At 69.0% G+C, this 21,099-nt stretch carries 23 protein-coding genes; 15 read left to right on the top strand and 8 right to left on the bottom strand.

Going from position 1 to position 21,099, the window contains the following annotated elements; all coding sequences use genetic code 11:
- Nucleotides 1-25: 25 nt before the first annotated feature.
- Nucleotides 26-148, bottom strand: a complete 123-nt coding sequence (locus ACQPWU_RS16285) for a hypothetical protein (RefSeq protein ID WP_433440788.1) — start codon at nucleotides 146-148, stop codon at nucleotides 26-28.
- A 146-nt stretch (nucleotides 149-294) separates the two neighbouring features.
- Here ACQPWU_RS16285 and ACQPWU_RS16280 point away from each other — a divergent pair, with 146 nt between their 5' ends.
- The 5 genes from ACQPWU_RS16280 (at nucleotide 295) to ACQPWU_RS16260 (ending at nucleotide 5,413) form a co-directional block, all read left to right on the top strand.
- Entirely contained in the window at nucleotides 295-1,338 is a 1,044-nt protein-coding gene (locus ACQPWU_RS16280) for a LacI family DNA-binding transcriptional regulator (protein WP_433440786.1), read from the top strand.
- 137 nt (nucleotides 1,339-1,475) lie between these two features.
- Nucleotides 1,476-3,500, top strand: a complete 2,025-nt coding sequence (locus tag ACQPWU_RS16275; RefSeq protein ID WP_433440784.1) for a family 43 glycosylhydrolase — start codon at nucleotides 1,476-1,478, stop codon at nucleotides 3,498-3,500.
- Nucleotides 3,501-3,749: 249 nt separating this feature from the next.
- A complete protein-coding gene (locus ACQPWU_RS16270) occupies nucleotides 3,750-4,142 on the top strand; it encodes a YbaB/EbfC family nucleoid-associated protein (RefSeq protein WP_433440782.1) in 393 nt (130 codons plus the stop codon).
- On the top strand, nucleotides 4,139-5,044 hold the full coding sequence (locus ACQPWU_RS16265; RefSeq protein WP_433440780.1) for a hypothetical protein: 906 nt from the start codon (nucleotides 4,139-4,141) through the stop codon (nucleotides 5,042-5,044). Before ACQPWU_RS16270 ends, ACQPWU_RS16265 begins: the two co-directional genes overlap by 4 nt.
- Nucleotides 5,045-5,053: 9 nt before the next feature.
- Nucleotides 5,054-5,413 (top strand): hypothetical protein, encoded by a 360-nt coding sequence (locus tag ACQPWU_RS16260; protein ID WP_433440778.1) that lies wholly within the window; start codon nucleotides 5,054-5,056, stop codon nucleotides 5,411-5,413.
- Nucleotides 5,414-5,431: 18 nt separating this feature from the next.
- Here the strand turns inward: ACQPWU_RS16260 and ACQPWU_RS16255 are convergent, their stop codons facing one another.
- Entirely contained in the window at nucleotides 5,432-6,469 is a 1,038-nt protein-coding gene (locus tag ACQPWU_RS16255; protein WP_433440776.1) for a LacI family DNA-binding transcriptional regulator, read from the bottom strand.
- A 279-nt stretch (nucleotides 6,470-6,748) separates the two neighbouring features.
- Here ACQPWU_RS16255 and ACQPWU_RS16250 point away from each other — a divergent pair, with 279 nt between their 5' ends.
- From ACQPWU_RS16250 to ACQPWU_RS16235, 4 genes are read left to right on the top strand one after another with little or no spacing between them, the layout of a single operon-like run.
- Nucleotides 6,749-8,002 carry an ABC transporter substrate-binding protein gene (locus tag ACQPWU_RS16250; RefSeq protein ID WP_433440774.1) on the top strand — a complete coding sequence of 418 codons (1,254 nt, stop codon included), beginning with the start codon at nucleotides 6,749-6,751 and terminating at the stop codon, nucleotides 8,000-8,002.
- A 26-nt stretch (nucleotides 8,003-8,028) separates the two neighbouring features.
- The gene (locus ACQPWU_RS16245) at nucleotides 8,029-8,916 is read left to right on the top strand and encodes a carbohydrate ABC transporter permease (RefSeq protein ID WP_433440772.1); all 888 of its coding nucleotides are present in this window, start codon (nucleotides 8,029-8,031) and stop codon (nucleotides 8,914-8,916) included.
- Complete coding sequence (locus ACQPWU_RS16240) at nucleotides 8,913-9,740, top strand: carbohydrate ABC transporter permease (protein ID WP_433440770.1); 828 nt, start codon at nucleotides 8,913-8,915, stop codon at nucleotides 9,738-9,740. The genes ACQPWU_RS16245 and ACQPWU_RS16240 overlap by 4 nt, the downstream gene beginning before the upstream one ends.
- A gap of 7 nt (nucleotides 9,741-9,747) precedes the next feature.
- On the top strand, nucleotides 9,748-12,306 hold the full coding sequence (locus ACQPWU_RS16235) for a family 78 glycoside hydrolase catalytic domain (RefSeq protein WP_433440768.1): 2,559 nt from the start codon (nucleotides 9,748-9,750) through the stop codon (nucleotides 12,304-12,306).
- A 109-nt stretch (nucleotides 12,307-12,415) separates the two neighbouring features.
- On the opposite strand, the gene ACQPWU_RS16230 is transcribed toward ACQPWU_RS16235, so the two are convergent.
- From ACQPWU_RS16230 to ACQPWU_RS16220, 3 genes are read right to left on the bottom strand one after another with little or no spacing between them, the layout of a single operon-like run.
- On the bottom strand, nucleotides 12,416-13,705 hold the full coding sequence (locus ACQPWU_RS16230; protein WP_433440766.1) for a cytochrome P450: 1,290 nt from the start codon (nucleotides 13,703-13,705) through the stop codon (nucleotides 12,416-12,418).
- Nucleotide 13,706: 1 nt separating this feature from the next.
- Nucleotides 13,707-13,907 (bottom strand): ferredoxin, encoded by a 201-nt coding sequence (locus ACQPWU_RS16225; RefSeq protein ID WP_433440764.1) that lies wholly within the window; start codon nucleotides 13,905-13,907, stop codon nucleotides 13,707-13,709.
- Nucleotides 13,904-14,524 carry a TetR family transcriptional regulator gene (locus ACQPWU_RS16220; RefSeq protein ID WP_433440762.1) on the bottom strand — a complete coding sequence of 207 codons (621 nt, stop codon included), beginning with the start codon at nucleotides 14,522-14,524 and terminating at the stop codon, nucleotides 13,904-13,906. The genes ACQPWU_RS16225 and ACQPWU_RS16220 overlap by 4 nt, the downstream gene beginning before the upstream one ends.
- Nucleotides 14,525-14,758: 234 nt before the next feature.
- Here ACQPWU_RS16220 and ACQPWU_RS16215 point away from each other — a divergent pair, with 234 nt between their 5' ends.
- The gene (locus tag ACQPWU_RS16215) at nucleotides 14,759-14,896 is read left to right on the top strand and encodes a hypothetical protein (protein ID WP_433440760.1); all 138 of its coding nucleotides are present in this window, start codon (nucleotides 14,759-14,761) and stop codon (nucleotides 14,894-14,896) included.
- Nucleotides 14,897-15,015: 119 nt separating this feature from the next.
- Here ACQPWU_RS16215 and ACQPWU_RS16210 read toward each other — a convergent pair whose 3' ends face one another.
- Nucleotides 15,016-15,363, bottom strand: coding sequence for a YbaB/EbfC family nucleoid-associated protein (locus ACQPWU_RS16210; RefSeq protein WP_433440758.1), 348 nt, complete (start codon nucleotides 15,361-15,363; stop codon nucleotides 15,016-15,018).
- A gap of 488 nt (nucleotides 15,364-15,851) precedes the next feature.
- Between ACQPWU_RS16210 and ACQPWU_RS16205 the strand changes: the two genes are divergently transcribed.
- Genes ACQPWU_RS16205 through ACQPWU_RS16195 form a run of 3 tightly spaced genes read left to right on the top strand, consistent with a single transcriptional unit; the run spans nucleotide 15,852 to nucleotide 17,576 of the window.
- On the top strand, nucleotides 15,852-16,202 hold the full coding sequence (locus ACQPWU_RS16205) for a hypothetical protein (protein ID WP_433440756.1): 351 nt from the start codon (nucleotides 15,852-15,854) through the stop codon (nucleotides 16,200-16,202).
- Nucleotides 16,202-16,528 carry a hypothetical protein gene (locus ACQPWU_RS16200; protein ID WP_433440754.1) on the top strand — a complete coding sequence of 109 codons (327 nt, stop codon included), beginning with the start codon at nucleotides 16,202-16,204 and terminating at the stop codon, nucleotides 16,526-16,528. The genes ACQPWU_RS16205 and ACQPWU_RS16200 overlap by 1 nt, the downstream gene beginning before the upstream one ends.
- Before the next feature lie 40 nt (nucleotides 16,529-16,568).
- Nucleotides 16,569-17,576, top strand: a complete 1,008-nt coding sequence (locus tag ACQPWU_RS16195; protein WP_433440752.1) for a hypothetical protein — start codon at nucleotides 16,569-16,571, stop codon at nucleotides 17,574-17,576.
- A 523-nt stretch (nucleotides 17,577-18,099) separates the two neighbouring features.
- On the opposite strand, the gene ACQPWU_RS16190 is transcribed toward ACQPWU_RS16195, so the two are convergent.
- Both ACQPWU_RS16190 and ACQPWU_RS16185 read right to left on the bottom strand, forming a co-directional pair.
- The gene (locus ACQPWU_RS16190; RefSeq protein ID WP_433433055.1) at nucleotides 18,100-19,437 is read right to left on the bottom strand and encodes an IS4 family transposase; all 1,338 of its coding nucleotides are present in this window, start codon (nucleotides 19,435-19,437) and stop codon (nucleotides 18,100-18,102) included.
- Nucleotides 19,438-19,566: 129 nt separating this feature from the next.
- Complete coding sequence (locus ACQPWU_RS16185) at nucleotides 19,567-20,019, bottom strand: nuclear transport factor 2 family protein (RefSeq protein ID WP_433440750.1); 453 nt, start codon at nucleotides 20,017-20,019, stop codon at nucleotides 19,567-19,569.
- Between the two features lie 81 nt (nucleotides 20,020-20,100).
- Between ACQPWU_RS16185 and ACQPWU_RS16180 the strand changes: the two genes are divergently transcribed.
- Together ACQPWU_RS16180 and ACQPWU_RS16175 are read left to right on the top strand one after the other, a co-directional pair.
- A complete protein-coding gene (locus tag ACQPWU_RS16180; protein WP_433440748.1) occupies nucleotides 20,101-20,493 on the top strand; it encodes a winged helix-turn-helix transcriptional regulator in 393 nt (130 codons plus the stop codon).
- A 273-nt stretch (nucleotides 20,494-20,766) separates the two neighbouring features.
- On the top strand, nucleotides 20,767-20,928 hold the full coding sequence (locus ACQPWU_RS16175) for a hypothetical protein (protein ID WP_433440746.1): 162 nt from the start codon (nucleotides 20,767-20,769) through the stop codon (nucleotides 20,926-20,928).
- Nucleotides 20,929-21,099: the final 171 nt, after the last annotated feature.

Below are 21,099 nucleotides of genomic sequence, written 5' to 3'. Positions count from 1 at the left end.
TGTTCTCTTCCAGTGGGATGGGGTGTCAGGAGCCGAAATAGCGGCCCTTGGCGGCGGCGAGTCGCCCCAGCGTGGTGGCCACGTCCGCGGGCGCGGCGAAGGCGAGCGTGACGGCGCCGGCGAGCAGGAGGACCGAGCTCCGGTGCATGCTGCGCTCCTTCGAAGGGGTCCGAGGGCGTCTGAAACTTTCGATTACAGGCCCGATCGTTAATCGGGGACTCTAAGCAGCCATGACGAAACCCGTCAAGAACATGAACGTAAGATCACCGAAATCAATCGGGCTAGACTGCGCCCATGACCGCGACCGAGGAGCCGTTCGACACCGACGCCACCCCCGCCCGGCCGCTGACCATCACCCAGCTGGCGGAGCTGGCGGGCGTGTCCACCGCCACCGTCTCCAAGGTGGTCAACGGCCGCTCCGAGGTCGCCCCCGAGACCCGGGCCCTCATCGAGGGCCTCATCCGGCGGCACGGCTACCGCAGGCAGCGGCGGCGCGTCAGTCCCGCCCCCCTGGTGGAGGTGGTGTTTCACGAGCTGGACGGCGAGTACCCGGTCGAGATCATCAAGGGTGTCGACCAGGTCGCGCGCCAGCACCACCTGGCCGTGGTGGTCTCCGACAGGCCGTACCGCGAACCCGCAGGCCACGGCTGGATCGACGGCGTGCTGAGCCGCCGCCCCACCGGGGTGATCGGGGTGTTCTCCGGGCTGACCGACGACCAGCGCGAGCATCTCGTCACCCGCGACATCCCCATCGTCCTGCTCGACCCGTCCGGCGACCCAGGACCCGGGGTCCCCTCGGTCGGCGCGGGAAACTGGAGCGGCGGCCTGTCGGCCACCCGCCACCTGCTCGACCTCGGCCACCGCCGCATCGCCATCATCACCGGCCCCGAGTGGGCCCTGTCCAGCAGGGCCCGCCTCGACGGCTACCGCACTGCGCTCGACCTGGGCGGAGTGGCCGCCGACGCCACCCTGATCGGCTCGGGCGGCTTTCTCATCGAGGGCGGCCGCGCCGAGGCCCACCGGCTGCTACGCCTGCCCGACCCGCCGACCGCGATCTTCGCCTGCAACGACGGGCAGGCCACCGGCGTCTACCGCGCGGCCCACGAGCTGGGCCTGCGCATCCCCGGTGACCTGAGCGTCGTCGGCTTCGACGACCTGCCCCCGATGGAGTGGATGAACCCGCCGCTGACCACGGTCCGCCAGCCGCTCACCGAGATGGCCGCCGCGGCCACCGGCATGCTCATGAAGCTCGCGCAGGGCGAGCCGCTGCCGCAGAGCCGGGTCGAGCTGGGCACCGAACTGATCATCCGGGGCAGCACCGCACCTCTCGTCGGCTGACCGAAACTTTCTGGATTCTTGCCGAACGTAACGAGGGTTGACAGCCTCATGACGGCTGCCTAACGTGACGCAAATCGCGGCCGTTGGCTTCGAATATAAATTGTTAGCGTTAACAGCACAGTCGGGAGAGGACGCAGATGCCATTCCGCGGCTCCTTGCAAGCGTGTGACCGCGTCGTTCTGCCGCCGGTCCTCGTCTCGGGGACGTCCGTCGGCCCGGACTTCGTGCTGAGCACCGGCCATCCGGACGTCGAGGTGCGCGAAGGCGTGATCACGAGCCGATCGGCCGGCGCAGTCCAGGCGACGATCTCCGTGGCCGGCGCCGGGGACTTCGCCGTGACGGTGCTCCCTGAGGCGTCGACGTCCCATGTGGTGAGCTACACGCGGGAGCCCGACCCCGATCCCGCGGTGTACAGCGCGCCCCTCGCCTTCAGCATGCACCTGGCCATGTCGTCGCCGGGCGGCGAGCCGAGCCCGCTCAACGACGACCACGGCGTGCTCTTCCCGCGCGCCGTCATGACGGACGTCCTGGACGTGCGGCGCATCCGCACGCTGGCCGATCCCCATCTCTTCCACACGCCGGCGGGGTACGCCGTCGTGGCCTCCCCCGGCCTGCCGGACGGGACCCCGGAGCCGTCCGTTCTGATCTTCACGACGCCCGACCTCATCGATTACGAGGAGGTCGGCGTGGTCGACCTCGGTACGGGCGACCGCGTCTGCCGGCCCCGCGCGGTCTATGACGGCGCCCACGACGAGTACGTGCTGTGGTGGACGAACGGCGCGGGCGACCAGATGTTCACCACGATGAGAACGCTCGACGCCCGCCCGCTGCCCGCCCGGCCTGGGGCCCCGCTGGTCCCCGGCTGCGAACCGCCCCCGCTCGGCGAGGGCCGCCGGGCCGTCACCTCACTCCCGGTGGACCAGGAGACGGCCGACCGGCTCGCCCGCCGGTTCCAGCGGGTCAGGAACGTGGCGATCATCGTGCCCGAGCTGCGGGTGCACGCCGGCGAACGTACGCACCTGCCCTCGGCGCGACTGTCCTACTCCGACGGCTCGACCGCCGACCGGCCCGTCGACTGGGACACCGACACGGTGGACTGGGACACACCCGGGGAGTACCCGATCACCGGCCGCGTCCGGCAGCGGGAGTATGCCTTCCCCTTCATCCCCGAGCGCGCCGACCCCACCGTGCTGCCCTACCGAGGGCGTTACTACTTCATCGCCACCGACGACGCCGGCGGGGACTGCGTCAACACCACGCGCTTGATGATCCGGGTCGCGGACACGGTCGAGGGCCTGGCCGCGGCGCCGGACCACACCGTCCTCACCGTGGGCGAGGCGGGGATCGGCGGCTGTTTCTGGGCGCCGGAGCTCCACGTGCTCGACGGACGCCTGCACTGCTTCTTCTCCCCCAGCGTCGGGACGGCCAGCTGGGACCGCGTGCAGAGCCATGTCATGCGGCTCCGCACGGACGGCGACCCGGTGCTCGCCTCGGACTGGGAGGCGCCCCGGCCGGTGCTCCAGGCCGACGGCAGCCCTCTCCAACTGGACCGGGACCACCCCGGGATCTCCCTCGACATGACATATTTCGAGGACGCCGGCCGCGCCTATGTCGCCTGGTCCCAGCGCTACATCACTGATCACGTGGGGGACGCGGAGATCTGGATCGCCACCATCGATCCCATCGACCCCTGGCGTCTGACGAGCGACCCCGTCCGTCTGATCAGCGCCGAGTACGGCTGGGACGTCAACGACGGGAACGTGGCCGAGGGCCCCTTCGTCGTGCGGCACGGAGACCGGATCGTCATGACCTACTCCGGCTCCGCCGTCGGCCCGACGTACGTCGTGGGTCTGGCCACCGCCGCGTCCGGCAGCGACCTGCTCGACCCTGAGAACTGGACCAAGCTCAACTCCCCCGTCCTCGCCACCGACGCCCGCACCGGGCAATGGGGACCGGGACACAACACCTTCAGCCACGACGAGGACGGCCTGCCGCTCGTCGTCTACCACGCCCTCACCGCGCCGGCCGCACAGGGCAGGAGCACCGCCGTCCGCCGCGTGCACTGGGCGGCCGACGGGCGTCCCGTCCTGGACATGCGGCCGGACGAAGAGGTCGCCCCGCATCTCAGGAAGGTGTCCACGAGAGTCCGGGTCGTGGCCTAGAGCTCACACCCCTTGTTAACGCTGACTTCGTGGAGGGACCCCCACTCATGAAACTGACCTCCTGAGCGGGAGGCGGACCACCGCAACCGGCCCGCCTCCCGCCGATCATCCCTGCGTCGCACACCCCCTGAGGGCTGCCTGGACCAAGGACATCAGCCACGGCGAGACGATCCGCTCGGGGCTCGGCCAGGCACTTTTCCGGAATAGCCGTCATTTCCTGTCTGTTAATCGGTAATCTAAGATCAGCGGATGAGTCAGGAGACCGGAATGACACCACCGGGCGATCCCTTCAACGTCGCAGGCGATCAGGAGCTTGGCAGGCTGCTGAAGGACTACCAGCGGGATGTGGCGGCGCTGGAGCGGCTGGGCGACGAGATCGCCACGGTCAGGGGCCGGGGCGAGGCCGCGGAGGGACGTGTGGTGGCCGAGGTGACACAGGGCGGAGCGCTCGCCGGGCTCACCATCGATCCGCGCGCCATGCGGCTCGGCTCCGCCGAGCTGGCCGCGGCGGTCCTCGAGGCCGCCGCCGCGGCGGCGCGCGACGCCGAGCAGGGGGCGAACGACCTGCTGGGCCCGTTCATCGCCGGCACGCTGCTCGACGGCGGGGATGACGGCCCCGCACGCGAGGCTCGCCGACGTTGAGGATCAGTCCCGGCCGCGCCGGCATCTACGGCTTCGGCACCCTCGGCATCGCGGCCTTCGTGTTCAAGATGCTCGCCGTCGAATACCCGGACGGCGACCCGGACAAGGCCCGCCAGGCCGGCGCGGCCTGGGCCCGGCTGGCGGACCGCATCGAGCAGAGCCCGGACAAGACGTTCCCCGCCGCCGCGTCGGTTTGGCAGAAGAACAGCGGCGGCGGGGTGGACGCCTTCAAGTCGGCCGTCACGGCGGGGCTCTACCCGCGGAATCCGGATGACGGGTACGCCGCCAGGCTGGCCCGGCGCTGCCGCCAGAACAGCGCGGCCTGCGCGGAGTTCGCCGAGGTGATCGAGACGGCGCGGCACGCGTACTGGACGCTCGCCTGGGCGAACTTCGCCAGCTTCATCTACATCACCACCTTCCCTTGGCAGGCCGGGGTGGCGTACAAGATGAGCGAGTTCCTCATGGGGCGGGTGAAGGCGCGCCTGCTGTCGAAGCTGCTGGAGCACGCCATCGCCAAGATCGTGCTGACCAAGCTGACGGAGTACACGATCGGCAGCATCTTCTTCGCCGTCGGGGACGTGACGGTGGTGGCCGGCGTCAAGGCGCTGCGGGGCGAAGACCCGGGCTCGTTCAAGGCGAACGCGACGCAGGCGCTGAAGGAGTTCGCCGCCTCGGTGGCCTTCTACGGCGCGTACGACGCCGCCGCGCCGCTGACCAGGCAGTTCACCGGCAACAAGGACGTCCAGGCCTTTTTCAACCGGCTCCTCGGCGGGTCCCTCGGCTACGGCCCCTCGTACGACGCCATGAACGGGCAGGAGGGCACGGACCTCGTTCCCACCTGGAAGGAGACCCTCGGCAGGGTGCTGCTGTATTTCACCATGGCGCACAAACCCATGCGCTGAGAGGACGACATGGAGTTCCATCGGGAAGTGTTCCGCACGGCGGCGGACTCGTTCGACATCGAGAAGTACGAGCTGGACAAGCTGGTCCAGGAGGCGTCCGGGGAGCTGGAGGCCATCGGGGACTTCTGGGGCAGCAGCAAGGAGGGTGCGACCTTCTACAAGGGCGAGGGCGGCGGCTCGGGGTACGAGGCGGTGACCGGCCAGATCATGGAGGGCGTCGACGTGCTCCTCGAGGCCCACGAGGAGATCGCCAAGCGCCTGCGCATCATGAAGGACAACATCGAGGTCACCGACTGGGACCTGGTGTCCGTCATCCTGTCGAAGTTGCCCTCCGCCGATCCCGACCGGCCGATCTGGGGAGCGGGCTAGCCCCCTGGGCGCCGCGGTTCAGACACGGGGCGGGGCGGTGGAGCGGCGGGCGACCAGCGTGGGCGTGACGGAGAAGCGGACCGAGGACGTGCGCCCCTCGATGCGTTCGAGCAGCAGCCGCCCGGCCGTCTTCCCCATGATGGCCCCGTCCTGGTCCACGCTGGTCAGCGAGATGTGCGCGAGCGCGGTCACGCGGGCGTTGTCGTAGCCGACCACGGAGACGTCGCCGGGCACGGCGAGCCCGGCCTCGTGGATGGCCGCGAGCGCGCCGAAGGCGGCCTGGTCGGATCCGGCGAAGACGGCGGTGGGGCGGGGCGTGCGGGCCAGCAGCTCGCGCGTGCCCTGGTAGCCGCCCTCCTCGGTGTAGGAGGTGGCGGCGATGGCGATGTGCTCGGCCAGTCCGTGCTCGGTCATCACCCGCTCGTACGTCCTGGCCCTGATGGTGTGCAGCAGCGCGACGGAGCGGGACGGGCCGACGTCCTTCTGAGCGATGTGCGCGATGCGGCGGTGGCCGAGCGCGATGAGGTGCTCGACGGCGAGCTCGGCCCCCACCTCGTCGTCGTCGAGCACCGAGTCGTAGACCGCCGAGCGGTCGTGGCGGCCGAGCACGACGGTGGGCGTGCTGCCTGCCATCTCCTCGAGCTGGGCCCTGGCGATGATCGGGGCGACGATGAGGATGCCGTCCACCTGCCGGTCCACCAGGGCGTCCATCGCGCGGCTCTCGGCCTCGGCGTCCCGGCCGCTGCCTTGGACGATGATGGCCTGGTAGCCGGCGCCGGCGATCTGCTCGTCGAGGCCGTCGAGGATGTCGGCGAAGAACGGGTTCCTGATGTGCGGCAGCGCCACGCCGATGGTGAACGTGCGCCCCCGCATGGCCCGGGCCGCGGCGTGCGGGCGGTAGCCGAGCTCGTCGATGGCGGCCTGCACCTTGGCGCGCATCGCCTCGCTGACGCCGTAGGCGTTGCGCAGGACCTTCGACACCGCGGTGGTGGAGACCTGGGCATGGCTGGCCACATCGGTGATCGTCACCCGCCGCCGCCCGTCGCGCGTGACCATCTGCCGCACCTCGTTCGACTAGACGCGACCTGATTGTACGAGCTCAAGCCCGATGCCGCGATGAGTAACGATACCCATTTCAAACATCCGATGACCGTCAGATCAGCGGTCCCACGTGGGTCACGATTGGGGACCGTTCCTCAAATCGAGCCTTGACGCCATACCGAGTAACGCCTACGTTAACTCGCATCGGGGGGCGTTAAAACGATTCAACGGACCCGGAGGGGCGTTGTGAAGACCTCTCATCGCGTGGCGGGAGCGGCTCTGGCCGTTCTCACGATGACTGCCCTGACCTCTTGCGGCTCGGGCTCCGAGCCGGCCGCCGACGGCACTGTCACCCTGAAGTTCCTCGTTGACAACGGCCAGGGGGCGGTCGACATGGCCAAGGCCATGACGGACGCCTTCATGCAGGCCAACCCCAAGATCAAGATTGAGACGGAGACGCGCCCGGCCGGCAGCGAGGGCGACAACATCGTCAAGACCAGGCTCTCGACGGGCGACATGTCGGATGTGTTCTTGTACAACTCCGGGTCGCTGCTCCAGGCGCTCAACCCGTCCCAGACCCTGGTCGACCTCACCGGCGACCCGGTGCTGCAGAACGTCCAGAAGGACTTCCTGCCGGTGGTGACCCAGGGCGACCACGCGTACGGCGTGCCCGCGGGCACCGCCATGGGCGGCGGCATCCTCTACAACCGCAAGGTCTACGACAAGCTCGGCCTGAAGGTGCCCACGACCTGGGACGAGTTCATGGCCAACAACGACAAGATCAAGGCGGCCGGGATCACGCCGGTGCTCTCGACGTTCAAGGACACCTGGACCTCGCAGCTGTTCGTGCTGGGCGACTACTACAACGTGCAGGCCGCGGTGCCGAACTTCGCCGCCGACTACACGGCGGGCAAGGCCAAGTTCGCCACCACCCCTGCCGCGCTGGCCGGCTTCCAGCACCTGGCCGACGTGAAGGCCAAGGGCTACCTCAACGAGGGCTTCGGCTCGGCCACCGCCGACCAGGGCATGAAGCTGCTGATCGAGGGCAAGGGCGCGCACTACCCTATGCTCAGCGCCCAGGTCCCGCCGCTGGTCGCCTCGATGCCGCAGGCCGCCACCGACGTCGGTTTCTTCGGCATCCCCGGCACCGATCCGGCCAAGAACGGCGCCACCATCTGGGAGCCGGCGGGCATCTACATCCCCAAGACCACCAAGAACCTGGACGCGGCCAAGAAGTTCCTGGCCTTCGTCGCCTCGCCCGCCGCCGCCGACGCCATCAGCAAGGCCGTGCAACCGGCGGGGCCGTACCGCATCCAGGGCGCCAAGCTGCCGGACAACGCCGTGCAGGTGGCCAAGGACCTGCAGACCTACATCGACAAGGGCGCCACGGCGCCGGCGCTGGAGTTCGTCTCGCCGGTCAAGGGCCCGTCGCTGGAGCAGATCACCGTCGCCGTCGGCTCCGGGCTGACGCCGGCCGCCGAGGGCGCCGCCCAGTACGACAAGGACGTGGAGAAGCAGGCCAAGCAGTTGGGGCTCGCGGGGTGGTGACCAAGCAGGCGGCCAGACCCCATGTCATGCCCGAGCAGGAGTTCGCCCGCCCGGCCAGGCGCAAGTCCGCCTACCCGTACGCGCTCTACCTGCCGGCCGCCGTCGTCTACCTCGTCATCTTCCTGGTGCCGACGGTCATGGCCTTCTACTTCGCGCTCACCCGCTGGACCCTGTTCGACAGCACCTTCGTCGGCCTGGACAACTTCCGCGACTTCCTGTCCGAGCAGAACCTGCGCATCGGCTTCGCCAACACCCTCTTCTACGCCGTGGTCACCAGCGGTCTCAAGGTCGTCATCGGGCTGCTGCTCGGCGTGCTGCTCACCTCGAAGCTGCGGCTGCGCGGCTTCCTGCGCTCGGTGGTGTTCTTCCCCGTCCTCGTCTCAACGGTCGCGGTCGGCATCACCTTCAGCGCACTGCTGCGGCCCGACACCGGCCTGGTCAACAAGGCCCTGGCCGTGGTCGGCATCGACGGCCCCGACTGGCTCGGCGACGCGAGCACGGCGCTGCTGTCGGTCGCCCTGGTCGACGTCTGGAAGGGCGTCGGCATCGCCACCGTCATCTACATCGCCGGCATCCTGTCCATCCCCCGCGACTACTACCAGGCCGTCGCCGTGGACGGCGGCAGCGCCTGGCACCGCTTCCGCCACGTCACCCTCCCCCTGAGCTGGCCCGCCACCTACTCCGTCATCATCCTGTCGTTCATCGGCGGCCTGCGCTCCTTCGACCTCATCTGGACGATGACCCGCGGCGGGCCCGGCTTCACCAGCGACACCATCGCCTCGATCATCTACAAGCAGTACCAGGCCGGCTTCTTCGGCCTGTCGACCGCGGGCAACGTGCTGCTGTTCGTCGTCGTCACCGCCATCGCCGTCCCGCTCAACTACTTCCTCGGCAAAAGGCAGGTGGCCGCATGACAGCTCTGCGAAGGCTCGGCGCCGAGGCCGTCGCCCTGGTCCTGGCCGCGGTGATCTTCCTCATCCCGTTCGCCCTCATGCTGCTCACCGCGGTCAAGGACCAGACCCAGGCCACCGACCTCGACTTCGCCTGGCCGGCCAACTGGCCCATCGTCCAGAACCTCACCGAGGTGATCGAGGCACGCGACTTCGTGCTCCTGCGCGCGTACGTCAACAGCACGGTCCTGACCGTGGCGTCGGTGGCGCTGCTCGTCGTCTTCGCCGCGATGGCCGCGTTCGTGCTGCAGCGCCGCGCGGGCAGGCTCGGCTCGGTGGCCAACTTCCTGGTGCTGTCCGGCCTGATCATCCCGCCCGCGATCGTGCCGACGATCTGGCTGCTGCAGGCCCTCGGCCTGTTCAAGACCCTGCCCGGGTTGATCCTGATCGAGGTGGCCTTCAACCTGGCGTACGCGGTGCTGCTGTTCCGCGCGTTCGTCGCGGCCATTCCGCGCGAGCTGGACGAGGCCGCCATGATCGACGGCTGCACCGGGTTCACCCTGTTCTTCCGGGTGATCTTCCCCTTGCTCCGGCCGGTCACCATCACCGTGATCCTGACCAGCTCGGTGGCCATCTTCAACGACTTCGTCAACCCGCTCTACTTCACCCCGGGAGACGAGAACGCCACCGTGCAGGTCACCCTCTACAACTTCCAGAGCCAGTACAACACCCAGTGGAACCTGCTGTTCATGGACATCGTGCTCATCACGATCCCACCGTTGCTGCTGTTCATCTTCTTCAACCGCAAGATCGTCGCCGGCATGACCGCCGGCGCCATCAAGGGCTAGGAGACCCATGCACGTCTGTACGACGCCCGCCTTCGAACACCACCGCGACCCCCTCGGCATCGGCGAAAGCGCTCCGCGCCTGTCCTGGACCGTCACCACCGAGATTCCCGGCTGGCAGCAGCAGGCGTACGAGATCGAGCTCAGCGACGGCACGGCCACCGGCCGGGTCGAGTCGGCGGAGTCGGTGCTCGTGCCCTGGCCGGGCGGCGAGCTGAGCTCGCGCGAGCGCCGGGCGGCCCGGGTACGCGTGCACGGCCGCGACGGCTCGGCCAGCGACTGGAGCGAATGGTCGTGGACGGAGGCCGGTCTGCTGGACCCGGCCGACTGGAAGGCGGGCGCGGCCGCGCCGCCGCTGGAGCTGCTGGGCGTCCCCGACGGCCCCGCGCTGCTGCTGCGCCGCGACTTCACCGTCCGCGGCCCCGTCCGACAGGCCCGCCTGTACGTCACCGCCCACGGCATCCACGAGACCGAGATCAACGGCCGGGTCGTGGGCGACGACGTGCTGGCCCCCGGCTGGACCAGCTACGGCCACCGCCTGCGCTACCGCACGCACGACGTCACCGATCTCCTGACCGCGGGCGCCAACGCCATCGGCGCCACCCTCGCCGACGGCTGGTACCGCGGACGCGTCGGCTTCGCGGGCGGCAAGACCGCCGTCTACGGCGACCGTACCGCGCTCATCGCCCAGCTCGAGATCACCTACGAGGACGGCACGACCGACGTGGTCGTCACGGACGGGAGCTGGCGCTGCGCGAGCGGCCCCGTCACCGAGGCCGGCCTGTACGACGGCGAGAAACACGACGCCCGCCTGGTGCCGTCCGGCTGGTCGGAGCCCGGCTTCGACGACGCGGCCTGGCTGCCCGCCGACGCGCTGCCGTACGACCCGGCCCTGCTCGTCGCGCCGACCGGCCCGCCGGTCCGCCGGGTCGAGACGCTCGCCCCGGTGGAGGTGCTGACCGGTCCGGACGGGGAGACGATCCTCGACTTCGGCCAGAACATCGCCGGCCGCCTGCGCATCCGCGTGCAGGGCCCGGCCGGGCACACCGTCACGTTCCGGCACGCCGAGGTCCTGGAGGGCGGCGCGCCGGCCCTGCGGCCGCTGCGCGACGCGGCGGCGCTCGACCAGTACACGCTCCGCGGCGACGACACGCCAGAGGAGTGGGAGCCGCGTTTCACCGTGCACGGCTTCCGCTACGTCCAGGTCGACGGCTGGCCGGGCGAGCTGGACCCGGCCGACGTCCAGGCCGTGGTCTGCCACACCGACATGCGGCCCACCGGCGACTTCGACTGTTCCGACCCGCTGCTGAACCGCCTGCACGACAACGTCCGCTGGAGCATGCGCGGCAACTACGTCGACCTGCCCACCGACTGCCCGCAGCGCGACGAGCGGCTCGGCTGGACCGGCGACATCCAGGTCTTCGCCCCGGCCGCCGCCTTCCTGTACGACTGCGCGGGCCCGCTGACATCCTGGCTCGCCGACCTGGCCGCCGACCAGGCCGAGCAGGGCACCGTGCCGCACTACGTGCCGTGGGTGGAGCTGGTGTTCGGCACCGCTCCCACCGCGGCCTGGGGCGATGCCGCGGTGCTGGTGCCGTGGACGCTCTACCAGCGTTTCGGCGACCTCGGGCTGCTGCGGCAGCAGTACCCGAGCATGAAGGCGTGGGTGGACCAGGTGGCCCGGCTGACCGGCGACGACCACCTGTGGGACGAGGGCTTCCAGTTCGGCGACTGGCTGGACCCGGCCGCGCCGCCGGACAACCCGGGCAAAGCGCGCACCGACCACGCGCTCGTCGCCACGGCCTACCACGCCTGGAGCGCCGGGATCCTGGCCGAGACGGCGGCGCTGCTGGGGCACTCCTCCGATGCCGAGCACTATGCCGCGCTGGCGGGGGCGGTGCGCGAGGCGTTCCGCCGCGAGTTCGTCACCCCGTCGGGGCGGCTGGCCTGCGACACCCAGACCGCCTACGCCCTGGCCCTGACGTTCGACCTGCTGGACGGGCCCGCGCAGCGGGAGCGGGCCGGGCGGCGCCTGGCCGAGCTGGTCGAGTGGGACGACTACCGCATCGGCACCGGCTTCGTCGGCACCCCGCTCATCTGCGACGCGCTCTGCTCTGTCGGCGCGTACGACACGGCGTACGCGCTGCTGCTCCAGCGCAACTGCCCGTCCTGGCTGTACCCGGTGACGATGGGCGCCACCACCATCTGGGAGCGCTGGGACAGCCTGCTGCCCGACGGCTCGGTCAACCCGGGCGAGATGACCTCCTTCAACCACTACGCCCTCGGGGCGGTGGCCGACTGGCTGCACCGCACCGTGGCCGGCCTCGCCCCGGCCGCCCCCGGCTACCGCCGCCTGCGCGTCGCGCCCCGGCCCGGCCGGGAGCTGACCCACGCCTCGGCCCGCCTCGACACCCCGTACGGTCCGGCGTCGGTCTCCTGGTCCAGGGAGGGCAGGACGCTCACGGTCACCGCGACCGTGCCGCCCGGCACGGTCGCCGAGGTGGACCTGCCGGGAGCCGTTCCGCAGGAGGTGGGCTCCGGCACCCACACGTTCACCACCCAGATGTGAGCCGCTGCCCGGCCCGTCGAGACGGTCTGCGGCGGGCCGGGCAGCGCTACCTGGATGGGATCAGCGCCGCTCGGCGGCGCCCAACCCTGGCGAGCCGCCCCGAAGATGATCAAGACTCGGTCATGTAACGACCGATGCGTACGGGGAGCGTGCGCGGCCCGCGTACCTGGCCCGTCGCCCAGGTGACCGCCGCCGGGTCGTCGAGGCTGAAGTCCGGGATGCGCTCCAGCCACACCTCCAGGGCGACCCGCAGCTCCATGCGTGCCAGATGCGAGCCCACACAGCGGTGGATGCCCAGCCCGAAGGCGGCGTGCCGGTTCACCTGGCGGTCGATGAGCACCTCGCCCGCCCGCTCGAACTGCTCAGGATCGCGGTTGGCCGCCGGGAACGACAGCAGGACCCAGTCGTCGGCCTTCATGTCCACGCCGTTCCAGCGCATGTCCTCCTTGACCAGCCGCGCCATCGTGACCGGCGCGTAGGCCCGCAGGAGCTCCTCCATCGCGGTCGGCAGCAGCCCGGGCGCGGCCACCAGCCGCCGGCGGTCGGCAGGCGTCCTGGCCAGGTGCCACAGCGACGCCCCGATCGCGCTCCACGTCGTGTCGATGCCCGCGATGAGCAGCAGCGCCATCGTCCCTGCCACGTGCGAGGGGGCCAGTTTCCGGCCGTACAGCTCGGCGTCGATCAGGTACGTCGTCAGGTCGTCACGCGGGTGGTCCACGTGGTCGCGGATCTGGGCGAGCAGGTAGTCGAAGAGCCGGCCCATCCGCGCGATGCGCTCTTCCGGCGGCAGGTTGACGCCTTCGAGCGTGTTCTCGACGAACTCGCGGAACCGGGGCCCGTCCTCGGGAGGGAAGCCCAGCATGTCGGCGATGACCCGCATCGGGATGTGCTGGGCGTAGTCGCGGGCGGCGTCGACGACGTCCTGCCCCTCTAACGCGTCGATCAAAGAGTGGCAGAACGCCCTGGTCGCCGCCTCCCGCTTGGCGACCGCCGTCTTGGTGAACGCCGGGAGCAGCAGCTTGCGGGCGTCGTGGTGGAAGGGCGGGTCGGAGGAGATCGGCGGCGAGCCGCCCATGGGGGCCAGCTCGCGGGGCGGCCGGAAGTTGCTCATGATGATCGAGCGCGATGAGAAGCGCTCGGTGTCGTAGGCGATGGCCGCGACGTCCTCGTGGCGCGTCGGCAGCCAGCCGCCGCCGAAGCGGTCGGTGTGCGCGATCGGGCAGCGCTGCCGCAGGTCGTCCTGGATCGGGTACGGGTCGGCCGCCCATTCGGGCTCGAGGTGCGAGAAGTCGGTCGCCCAGTCGGAGACAGGGCCGGTGACGATCTCGCTGCGCGTGCCCATGGGCTGGTCCGCCCGGGCCTCCTGGTAGTCCCGCGCGAAGCGGTCGTCCGCGGTCATCTCACGGCTCCTCGATGACGACGATCGCCCGTTCAGGACAGTTGGCGACGGCCAGGTGCGCCGCCTTCTCCTCGTCCGCCGGCACGACGCCGTCGCCGATCACCTGCCCGTAGCCCTCGTCGTCCTCGCTGAACAGGCCGGGGGCCAGGTCGTAGCAGCGGCCGTGTCCCTGGCAGCGGTCAAAATCGATGCGTACTTTCACTGCGAGTGCTCCGCTTCCGTGTGCGGTGTCGTCGGTCGGGCAAGGGCGGCCACGACGCGGGTGAGCAGCGCCGCCCACTCCCCGTCGTCCACCGCGTGCAGGTCCGGCGTGATGAGCGCGCTGCCCATGGACAGCAGCAGGCAGAAGTGGGCCAGCGCGTCCGGGGACAACGCGGGGTCCAGCTCACCGCCGCCCTGGGCAGCGCGTACCAGCTCGGCGAGCCAGGCGGCACGTTCGCCCACGTAATCCCGCATCGGGCGGGCGACGTCCTCGTCGCGGCGGGCCGCCACCAGCGCCTCGACGATCAGGTGGCCGGGAGCCCCTTGACGTCGCGGCAGCCAGCGGCCGATCACGAGGAGCAGCTCCGTGACCGACCGGTCGGGGTCGGCGGCGAACAGGTTGGCCAGCATCCGCCGCCCGTGCGCCTCCAGCGCGGCCACGAGCAGGTCGGCCTTGGAGCCGAAGTGCGCGTACAGCGCGCCGTTGCTGACGCCGGCCGCCGCGGCGATGTCGGCCACGCGCGTGCCGTCATACCCGCGCTGGGCGAACACCTCGGCGGCCGCCTGCAGCAGACGTTCACGCGTCTCAGCTGCGGTGACGCCCGCGATGCGGCCCATGGAGGAAATTTAAAGTTCGTTCATTTCATACGTCAAGACGCCCCGACAACGCGGCCGCTGTCTGGCGTCGCTCAACTTGATAGTTCGGCGCGGTTCTTGACAGTCGACCTGATAGTGAGAGCTCAAGGTGGCAGTTGGCCTCCCCCGGCGTCCGGCACTGGTGGCTGAGCCACGGCCGGGTGAATCGTTCGCCTCATGGGCTGATCGGATGGCGGCGCGGAACGGATGTCCGCCGTGGATGATCGCCGAGGCGCGCGACCTGGAGCCGAAAAGCTGGTACTGCTGCCGGGCGGCCACTTCGATCCCTGTCTGTCCGGGTTCGCGGAGTCCAGCGCGGCGGCACGCGACTGGTTCCGCCGCCACCTGCGCTGAGGCCCCGCCGCCGTACGACCCAACGAACTACCGGCCGAGGCCGGACATCCGCCGGCTCCCCGGCCGTGTAGCGCAGGCGTCAGCACGGCCGACTCCCGCCCATCGTTTGACGTGATGTCTCATTTCTCTTCCAGGCGGCGGAGCGTCTCATCGAGGCTCGATGTCAGACGGGCGAAATCCTGGGCCGCCTGGGCCTCCATGTCGTCCAGTCGGCGAAACAACTGCTCCGGGTCGACAGCCTCCTCGGGGGATGCGGCGGACTCGCCGGCCCGCCTCAGCTGATCCTTCTGCGCCGCCCGTACGGCGGCGATGATGTGGTCGGCCAGGTCCTTGGATCCGGAACGCATGGCGCGTGCGTCCAGCCGGAGCCTGTCCAGCAGGCCGTCCTGGCCCACGACGGCGCTCACCAAGCCGCCGGCGGCTTCGCCTTCGCCGATGGGGTCCTCATCCTCAGATGTCGCAGCCATTCATCACTCCAGTCCCAAGGGCCACATCTGGCGCACCGGGGTCCAGCGACATTAAACCGCCCATCCTGCGTCGCCGGCCACCGAAGGGCGAGCGGCGCGGTGGCCGTACACGTCCAGCCGCGTCCGAGGACGCCGCGTACCCGCAGGGGCCGAGCGCAGAAGACCTGGTCAAGCCCTATGCGCGAGTTCGGGCACCTGACAGGTCTCCACGTCATCCGCTACGATAACCGGCGATAACGGCAAGTTGATCATCGTTGACTGCTCTGGACAACCCCACTGATATGGCCGCTGACAGCGTCGGATCGCCCTGACAACCAGGCTGGATACGGGTGTCGGCACTGATCGTTCACCGAACCGAGAACTTGATGTTTCCCCTACGCACATGGAGTGGCCGCCGCCCTGACCATTCCGGGCACAAGACTCTGAGCCTTGATGGTCTGCCTGCCTGATCCGCGTCTGTGATGGGCGTTCGCTTATTGGAGAGTCGCGTGGCTTCCCTCGGAGACGATGACGGATTTCGCGGAGTCGGAGAGGCGGCGGATGGCCTGGTCAAGGCCTTCGTCGCGGACGACGGGCTGCTGGAGGGACTGTCCGTTGGGGCGCGGGCCATGAGGCTCGCCCCGGAGGTCCTGGCGAGGCACGTCGTGACCGCCATACGGCAGGCGCAGGAAGACCGCCGCGGACAGCTCGCCGAGAAGAAGGCCGAGGAAGAAGTCAAAGCGGTCGCCCTGGCCGAAGCCCTGGATGCGCGGCTCGACGAGTTCGAATCCCGGCACGATCGGGAATTCGCTCGGATCACCACAGCTTTGTACGAGACGGTGCGGAAACTGGAGGGCTGATGAACAAGTTTTCCAATGACGGGGCGATCATTGATGCCAAGGGTCGCCGGGCGGCGGGCCGCAATATGGGAGTGCTCGCCGGGGAGTACCGCGAACTGCGCCAGCAGTTGGACAGCATCCTGGCGAATGGTTGTGGCCTGCCCCACGAGGAGATCAGCGTTCCCTATGCGAAGTTGGCGACCAACCTGAGAGCAAAACTCGCACGGATCGCCGACGACCTGGAACACGCCGGCTCCGGCCAACTCACCATGGCGGCGAACAACGACACCGCCGAGGAAGCCGGTCTGGAGTACATCAACCGAGTGAAACAAGCTCTCGGAGGCTGATCACTGGTCTCGTTCGAAGCCGGCTGGTCGAGCAAGGCTGATGAACGCCGAGATTCTGTTCGATGGCGAGGAAAGACGTGAAGCGGTCGCCAGAGGGGCGAAGATGAGTGATTCGACGATTGCCCAGGGGCTTGCGATCCTGGGGCTTCCGCCGCTTACCGATACGGGTCCGCTTCGGGAGCGGCTTGAGGAGTTGCTGGGTCCGGTGAGCTCGCACGAGGGGTTTTCCGGGAGTACGGCACAGGCCCAGCAGGGTGCGGCCGTCAATCAGGGAGTCGCCGCAGATACCTCGAACGCCTTCGCAGAGGGCCTGATGCGCGACATCGACGATCTGCAGCAGCGGCTCGCCGTCGCCACGAACAACATGGCCACCGCGGGGAACGCCGTCGAGTGGGGCAATGCCGCCCTTGGCTTCCTGGCGGTCGCCGCGTGTACCGCCGTCTATATCGTGGCCACGAATCCCGCCATCGGAGCTCGGCTGCTGGACAGGCTCAAGGCGCTGGCGAACAAGGTGATGATCAATCTTGTCAAGATGAGGCAACTCGCCGGCCGGATATTCGGCGCGCTGATCAGGCAGGAAGCGCGACCGTCGAGCAGTCTGGAAGCGCAGGTCGTGCGTAGCCGGATTCCGCTGGGCAGAGCAGACGCGGCGGTGGGGCGTGCCGGGAGGAAAGTCCAGGGCATCGAGGATCGTATGGCCGCTACGGGAGCGTCGTCACCTGAGGACGCGGCCTACTACGCCGGTCAGCTGAACAGGGCGGGCCGCCCCCTCAACATGGCCCGACAACATCTGGACGACGCCCAACGCCGTGTCGACGACGCCTGGCGAAGTGTGCGCGTACCAGAGGACGGGCCGCTGCCTCCAGATGTAGCCAACCTGGAAAGAACGAGCTACGACGTCTCCGCCGTCCGGCAGCAGGAGCAGGCTCTTCAGGAACATGTCGGCAGACGTGTCGCGGAGACCACGGAGGAACAGTGGGGGAGAATGGACCCAGAGGAGTTCCTGGCCTACTACAACGGCAGAACGCCGCCTTCCGCCTTCGGGTAACCCGCTCCGTCATGTGCAGGATAGGGCGCACACTATGTGGTTACTGCAGTCGGCATGGTCCCGCACTGAGGTAAAAGGCGTTCGCGGTGGCCGGCTTGCCGAAAGCTCGGCGGGAAATCGCCGATTCGGGCGTCGATCTGACTGACCTCCGACCAGATGCGCCAGGTTGCGGCGAGCGGCGCGCGAACTCAACGCAATCTGGTCGAAGACTATGGCGATGCCCTTGGAGTGACCCGTCGCTTCCCGGCGATCGCTGCGTCCAGGCAGCTCTTATCAGTGGACTTGGCACCAGGCCGTCGGGGATGGCAGCAGGCGCGTTACGGCAGGAGGGTCTGCCCACAATGATGGCGGTCCGACCTGGCGGTTGGCGCTAGTGATCGCTCCCGTGGCTGGCGAGTCGTTCGCGTCGCCCGGATTGGCTTCATCCGCAGTGCTGGTCTACCGGTGCGTCCTCGGGCGATGGCGCCTGGGGTCGGCGCCGTTCTAGCCCCAATGCCAGAAAGTTAAGGGTTCGGGCTGTGGGTCAAGGGTCTGTGATGAGGATGTCGATGCTGATGGTGGCCTTGTAGCTGGTCCGGTCGACGGTGCCCTTGGCGTTGTATTTGGAGATCGCACGTTTGACGACGCGTGGCCGGGTCCGGATGCGCCGGGCGGGCATGAGGTCGGCTAGAACGTGGCGGCCGATGGTGCCAACGAGGTCGATGACGGTGTCGGCGATGATGCCCGTGGCTTGGATGACGAGGTCGCGGGCGGTGTGCAGGGCGGTCGTGAAGCTGGCCCGGTCAGGGTCGATCTCGGGCTGGGTGCCGGTGGCGTCGGCCATCGCCAGGCGCAGGAGTTGGTAGGTGAGTAGCAGGGCGTAGATCTCCTGGTCGATGCCGTCGGGAGTGCGGGCGCGCAACACTCGACCGCCGAGGATGGTGGATTTGATCTCCAGGAAGGCTGTTTCGATCTCCCACCGCTCGTGGTAGAGCGTGACCAGTTCGGCGGCGGGGTGGGTGCGATGATCGGTCAGGGTGGTGACCAGCCGGTACAGGCTGGTGCGGCGGCCGGTGGCGGTGGCGATGGTGATCTCGCAGTCGATGACGCGGACCGCGACGGTGCCCAGCATCGACCGGTAGGAGCCGTCGGCCAGGCGGCGCAGCACGGGCAGCCGGCGGCTGTTCTTGATACGGACCAGTGTCTGGGCACCGGTTGCCACGATCGCCGCTATCAGGGACTGGTCGGCGAAGCTGCGGTCCAGCAGCACGATCATGCCCGCGTGCAGGCTGCGTAACAGACGCGGTGCATACGTGGTCTCTCCGTGCGCGGTCGTGCCGAACACCGCGTCCAGCAGGGCGCGGGTGCCGCAGGAGACCAGTACCAGCAGCCGGATCTGCGGATAGCCCGAGCCGCCGTTGTTGCAGCGATGCTTGGTGAACCTGCTCAGATTGGCCGCAGTGTCGGGCGCCGCCATGGTGGTGCCGTCGATCGCGCAGATGCGCAGTCCCCGCCACCACACGCCTGTGGTGGCGATCCCCGCGGCCGGGCCACGCAGCAGCTCCCACAGCCACCGCACCGGTTCGACACCCACCCGTCGGCGGGCCTGCACCAGCGCAGCCGCGGTCGGGACGGCGAGCTTCAGTCCGGTCAGCCCGGCTGTCAGCCGCTGCCAGACCTGCCGCCACCCCAACTCGGGGAACAAGCATCCGGCCAGCAGCAGATACACCACCACCCGCGAGGGCAGATCCCGCACCCGCACCTGCGTCCTGCCGGTGCGTGTCAGCGCCTCATCGACCATTTCGAACGGAATGAGCCGGGTCAGTTCACCCAGATGGCCGGGCGCGAACGCGCCTGCGGCCACCACAACATCACGACGCATGACAGACTGGACATCCAACGGAGCTCCCGCCGAACAGTGATCTTGGTCGACACCGTTCTAGCAGGAGCTCCGTTGTCGTCTTCACGAGCTTGACACGGCCGCCACCACGTTAACTAAGCGGCATTGGTTCTAGCCCAGGACCACGGCGGGGTCGCCGTGGCTCCACACGCTGGTCAGTCTGCGGTGGGTGAATCGCCAGCCGTCCGGCGTACGGCGTAGGTGGTCGTTATAGCAGCCCGCGCCGAGATACTTCTCGCCATCGAAGCGGACGTGCTGGGCCTGGACGTAACACGTGTGCTCCGCCTCGTCGCCGTCCAGCCGCACCGTGTGGTTGCCGAAGAGGTGCTGGGTGACCTGGAGAGGCTGCAGAGTCTCAGCGATCCGCGCCACGATCGCGTCCGGGCCGGACAGTAGTTCGCCGCCTCCCACGTACTCCCAGGTCGCGTCCTCTGTGAACAGTGATCCGAGCGCCGTCCAGTCTTTGGTATCCAAGGCGGTGGCATACCTGGTCACCACTTCCACGATGGCGGAGCGGTCCGCGAGCTGTTGAAGCAGATCCTCTTGGTGCGCTGTCGGGGGCATGAGAAGTCCTTTCTGGCGGTTGTGACTCGATACCGACCAAATGAAGCGCAGCCGCAGGTCCGCAGGGAAGAAGGCACTTTTATGTCCCACCGGCACATCGATGTGACAGCCCAGGTCACGGACGCCTGCCTGGTCGCGGCGGTTCTCGACCGCGTCGCCGGCAAATGGAGCATCGGGATCCTCATCGCCGCCGGGCAGGGCCCGGTGCGTTTTACCGAGCTCGAACGCTCCATGACGGGCATCAGTCGGCGCATGCTCACGCTGAACCTGCGCAGGCTGGAGCGCGACGGCCTGCTACTGCGCACGGTCCACCCGACCGTGCCACCCCGGGTCGAATACACCCTCACCGACTGCGGCCGTGAGCTCCGCGAATCGCTCCTGACGCTCTCAGGCTGGGCCGAACGTCACGGGGCCACGATCGCCGCGGCCCATGAGGCATACGACCGAGAGCATGCCGACACCACGGCGGAATGAGCTCCGCCGGCAACTCTTGGCCAGATAACCTCAGCTCACGCACGCTCATGACACTTGATCTTCGGCTGGGTACTGCCGACGTCGATGACGCGAATGCCGCTGTTTCGACACCCGCCGAAATGACAGTGACCAGATCAGCCGCAGGCCCCGCTGTCATGTTCAGTGGCGCCAGACAGCCGCCATTGGAGATGGCAGTAGGGACGGGTACGGCAGGAGGCTCGGCCCGGGAAATGATGGCGATCCGGCCCCAGGCCGACCATCCACCCGTTCACCGTGACGCCGGCGCATCTGGGTTTCGAGGAGTACGACGTGGCGTCCCAGATCGCCGTCTCCCATCACTACTGGCTGGTGGATGGCCAGTGGGAGACGCGCTCGTCGCCGCACCGCTATGTATGGCCCTTCGAGCTCGACCTGATGGCTCGGCTGCTGGGATGACCTTGCGCGAGCGGTGGGCCGGCTGGAAGCGCGAGCCCTTCACCAGCGACAGCAGGAGCCACGTTTCGGTTTGGCAGAAGACGCCGTGACGGTCAACGCCGCCCCAGGATTCGTGCCGTATGCGGATCCGGCGTGTCGAGGGCACGCGTGCGCCCGCCATTGACGGCGACC

Origin of the sequence: Nonomuraea sp. CA-141351 (assembly GCF_050944675.1) — a bacterium.
GTDB lineage: Bacteria > Actinomycetota > Actinomycetes > Streptosporangiales > Streptosporangiaceae > Nonomuraea.
This window is presented reverse-complemented; position numbering and strand designations above follow the sequence as displayed.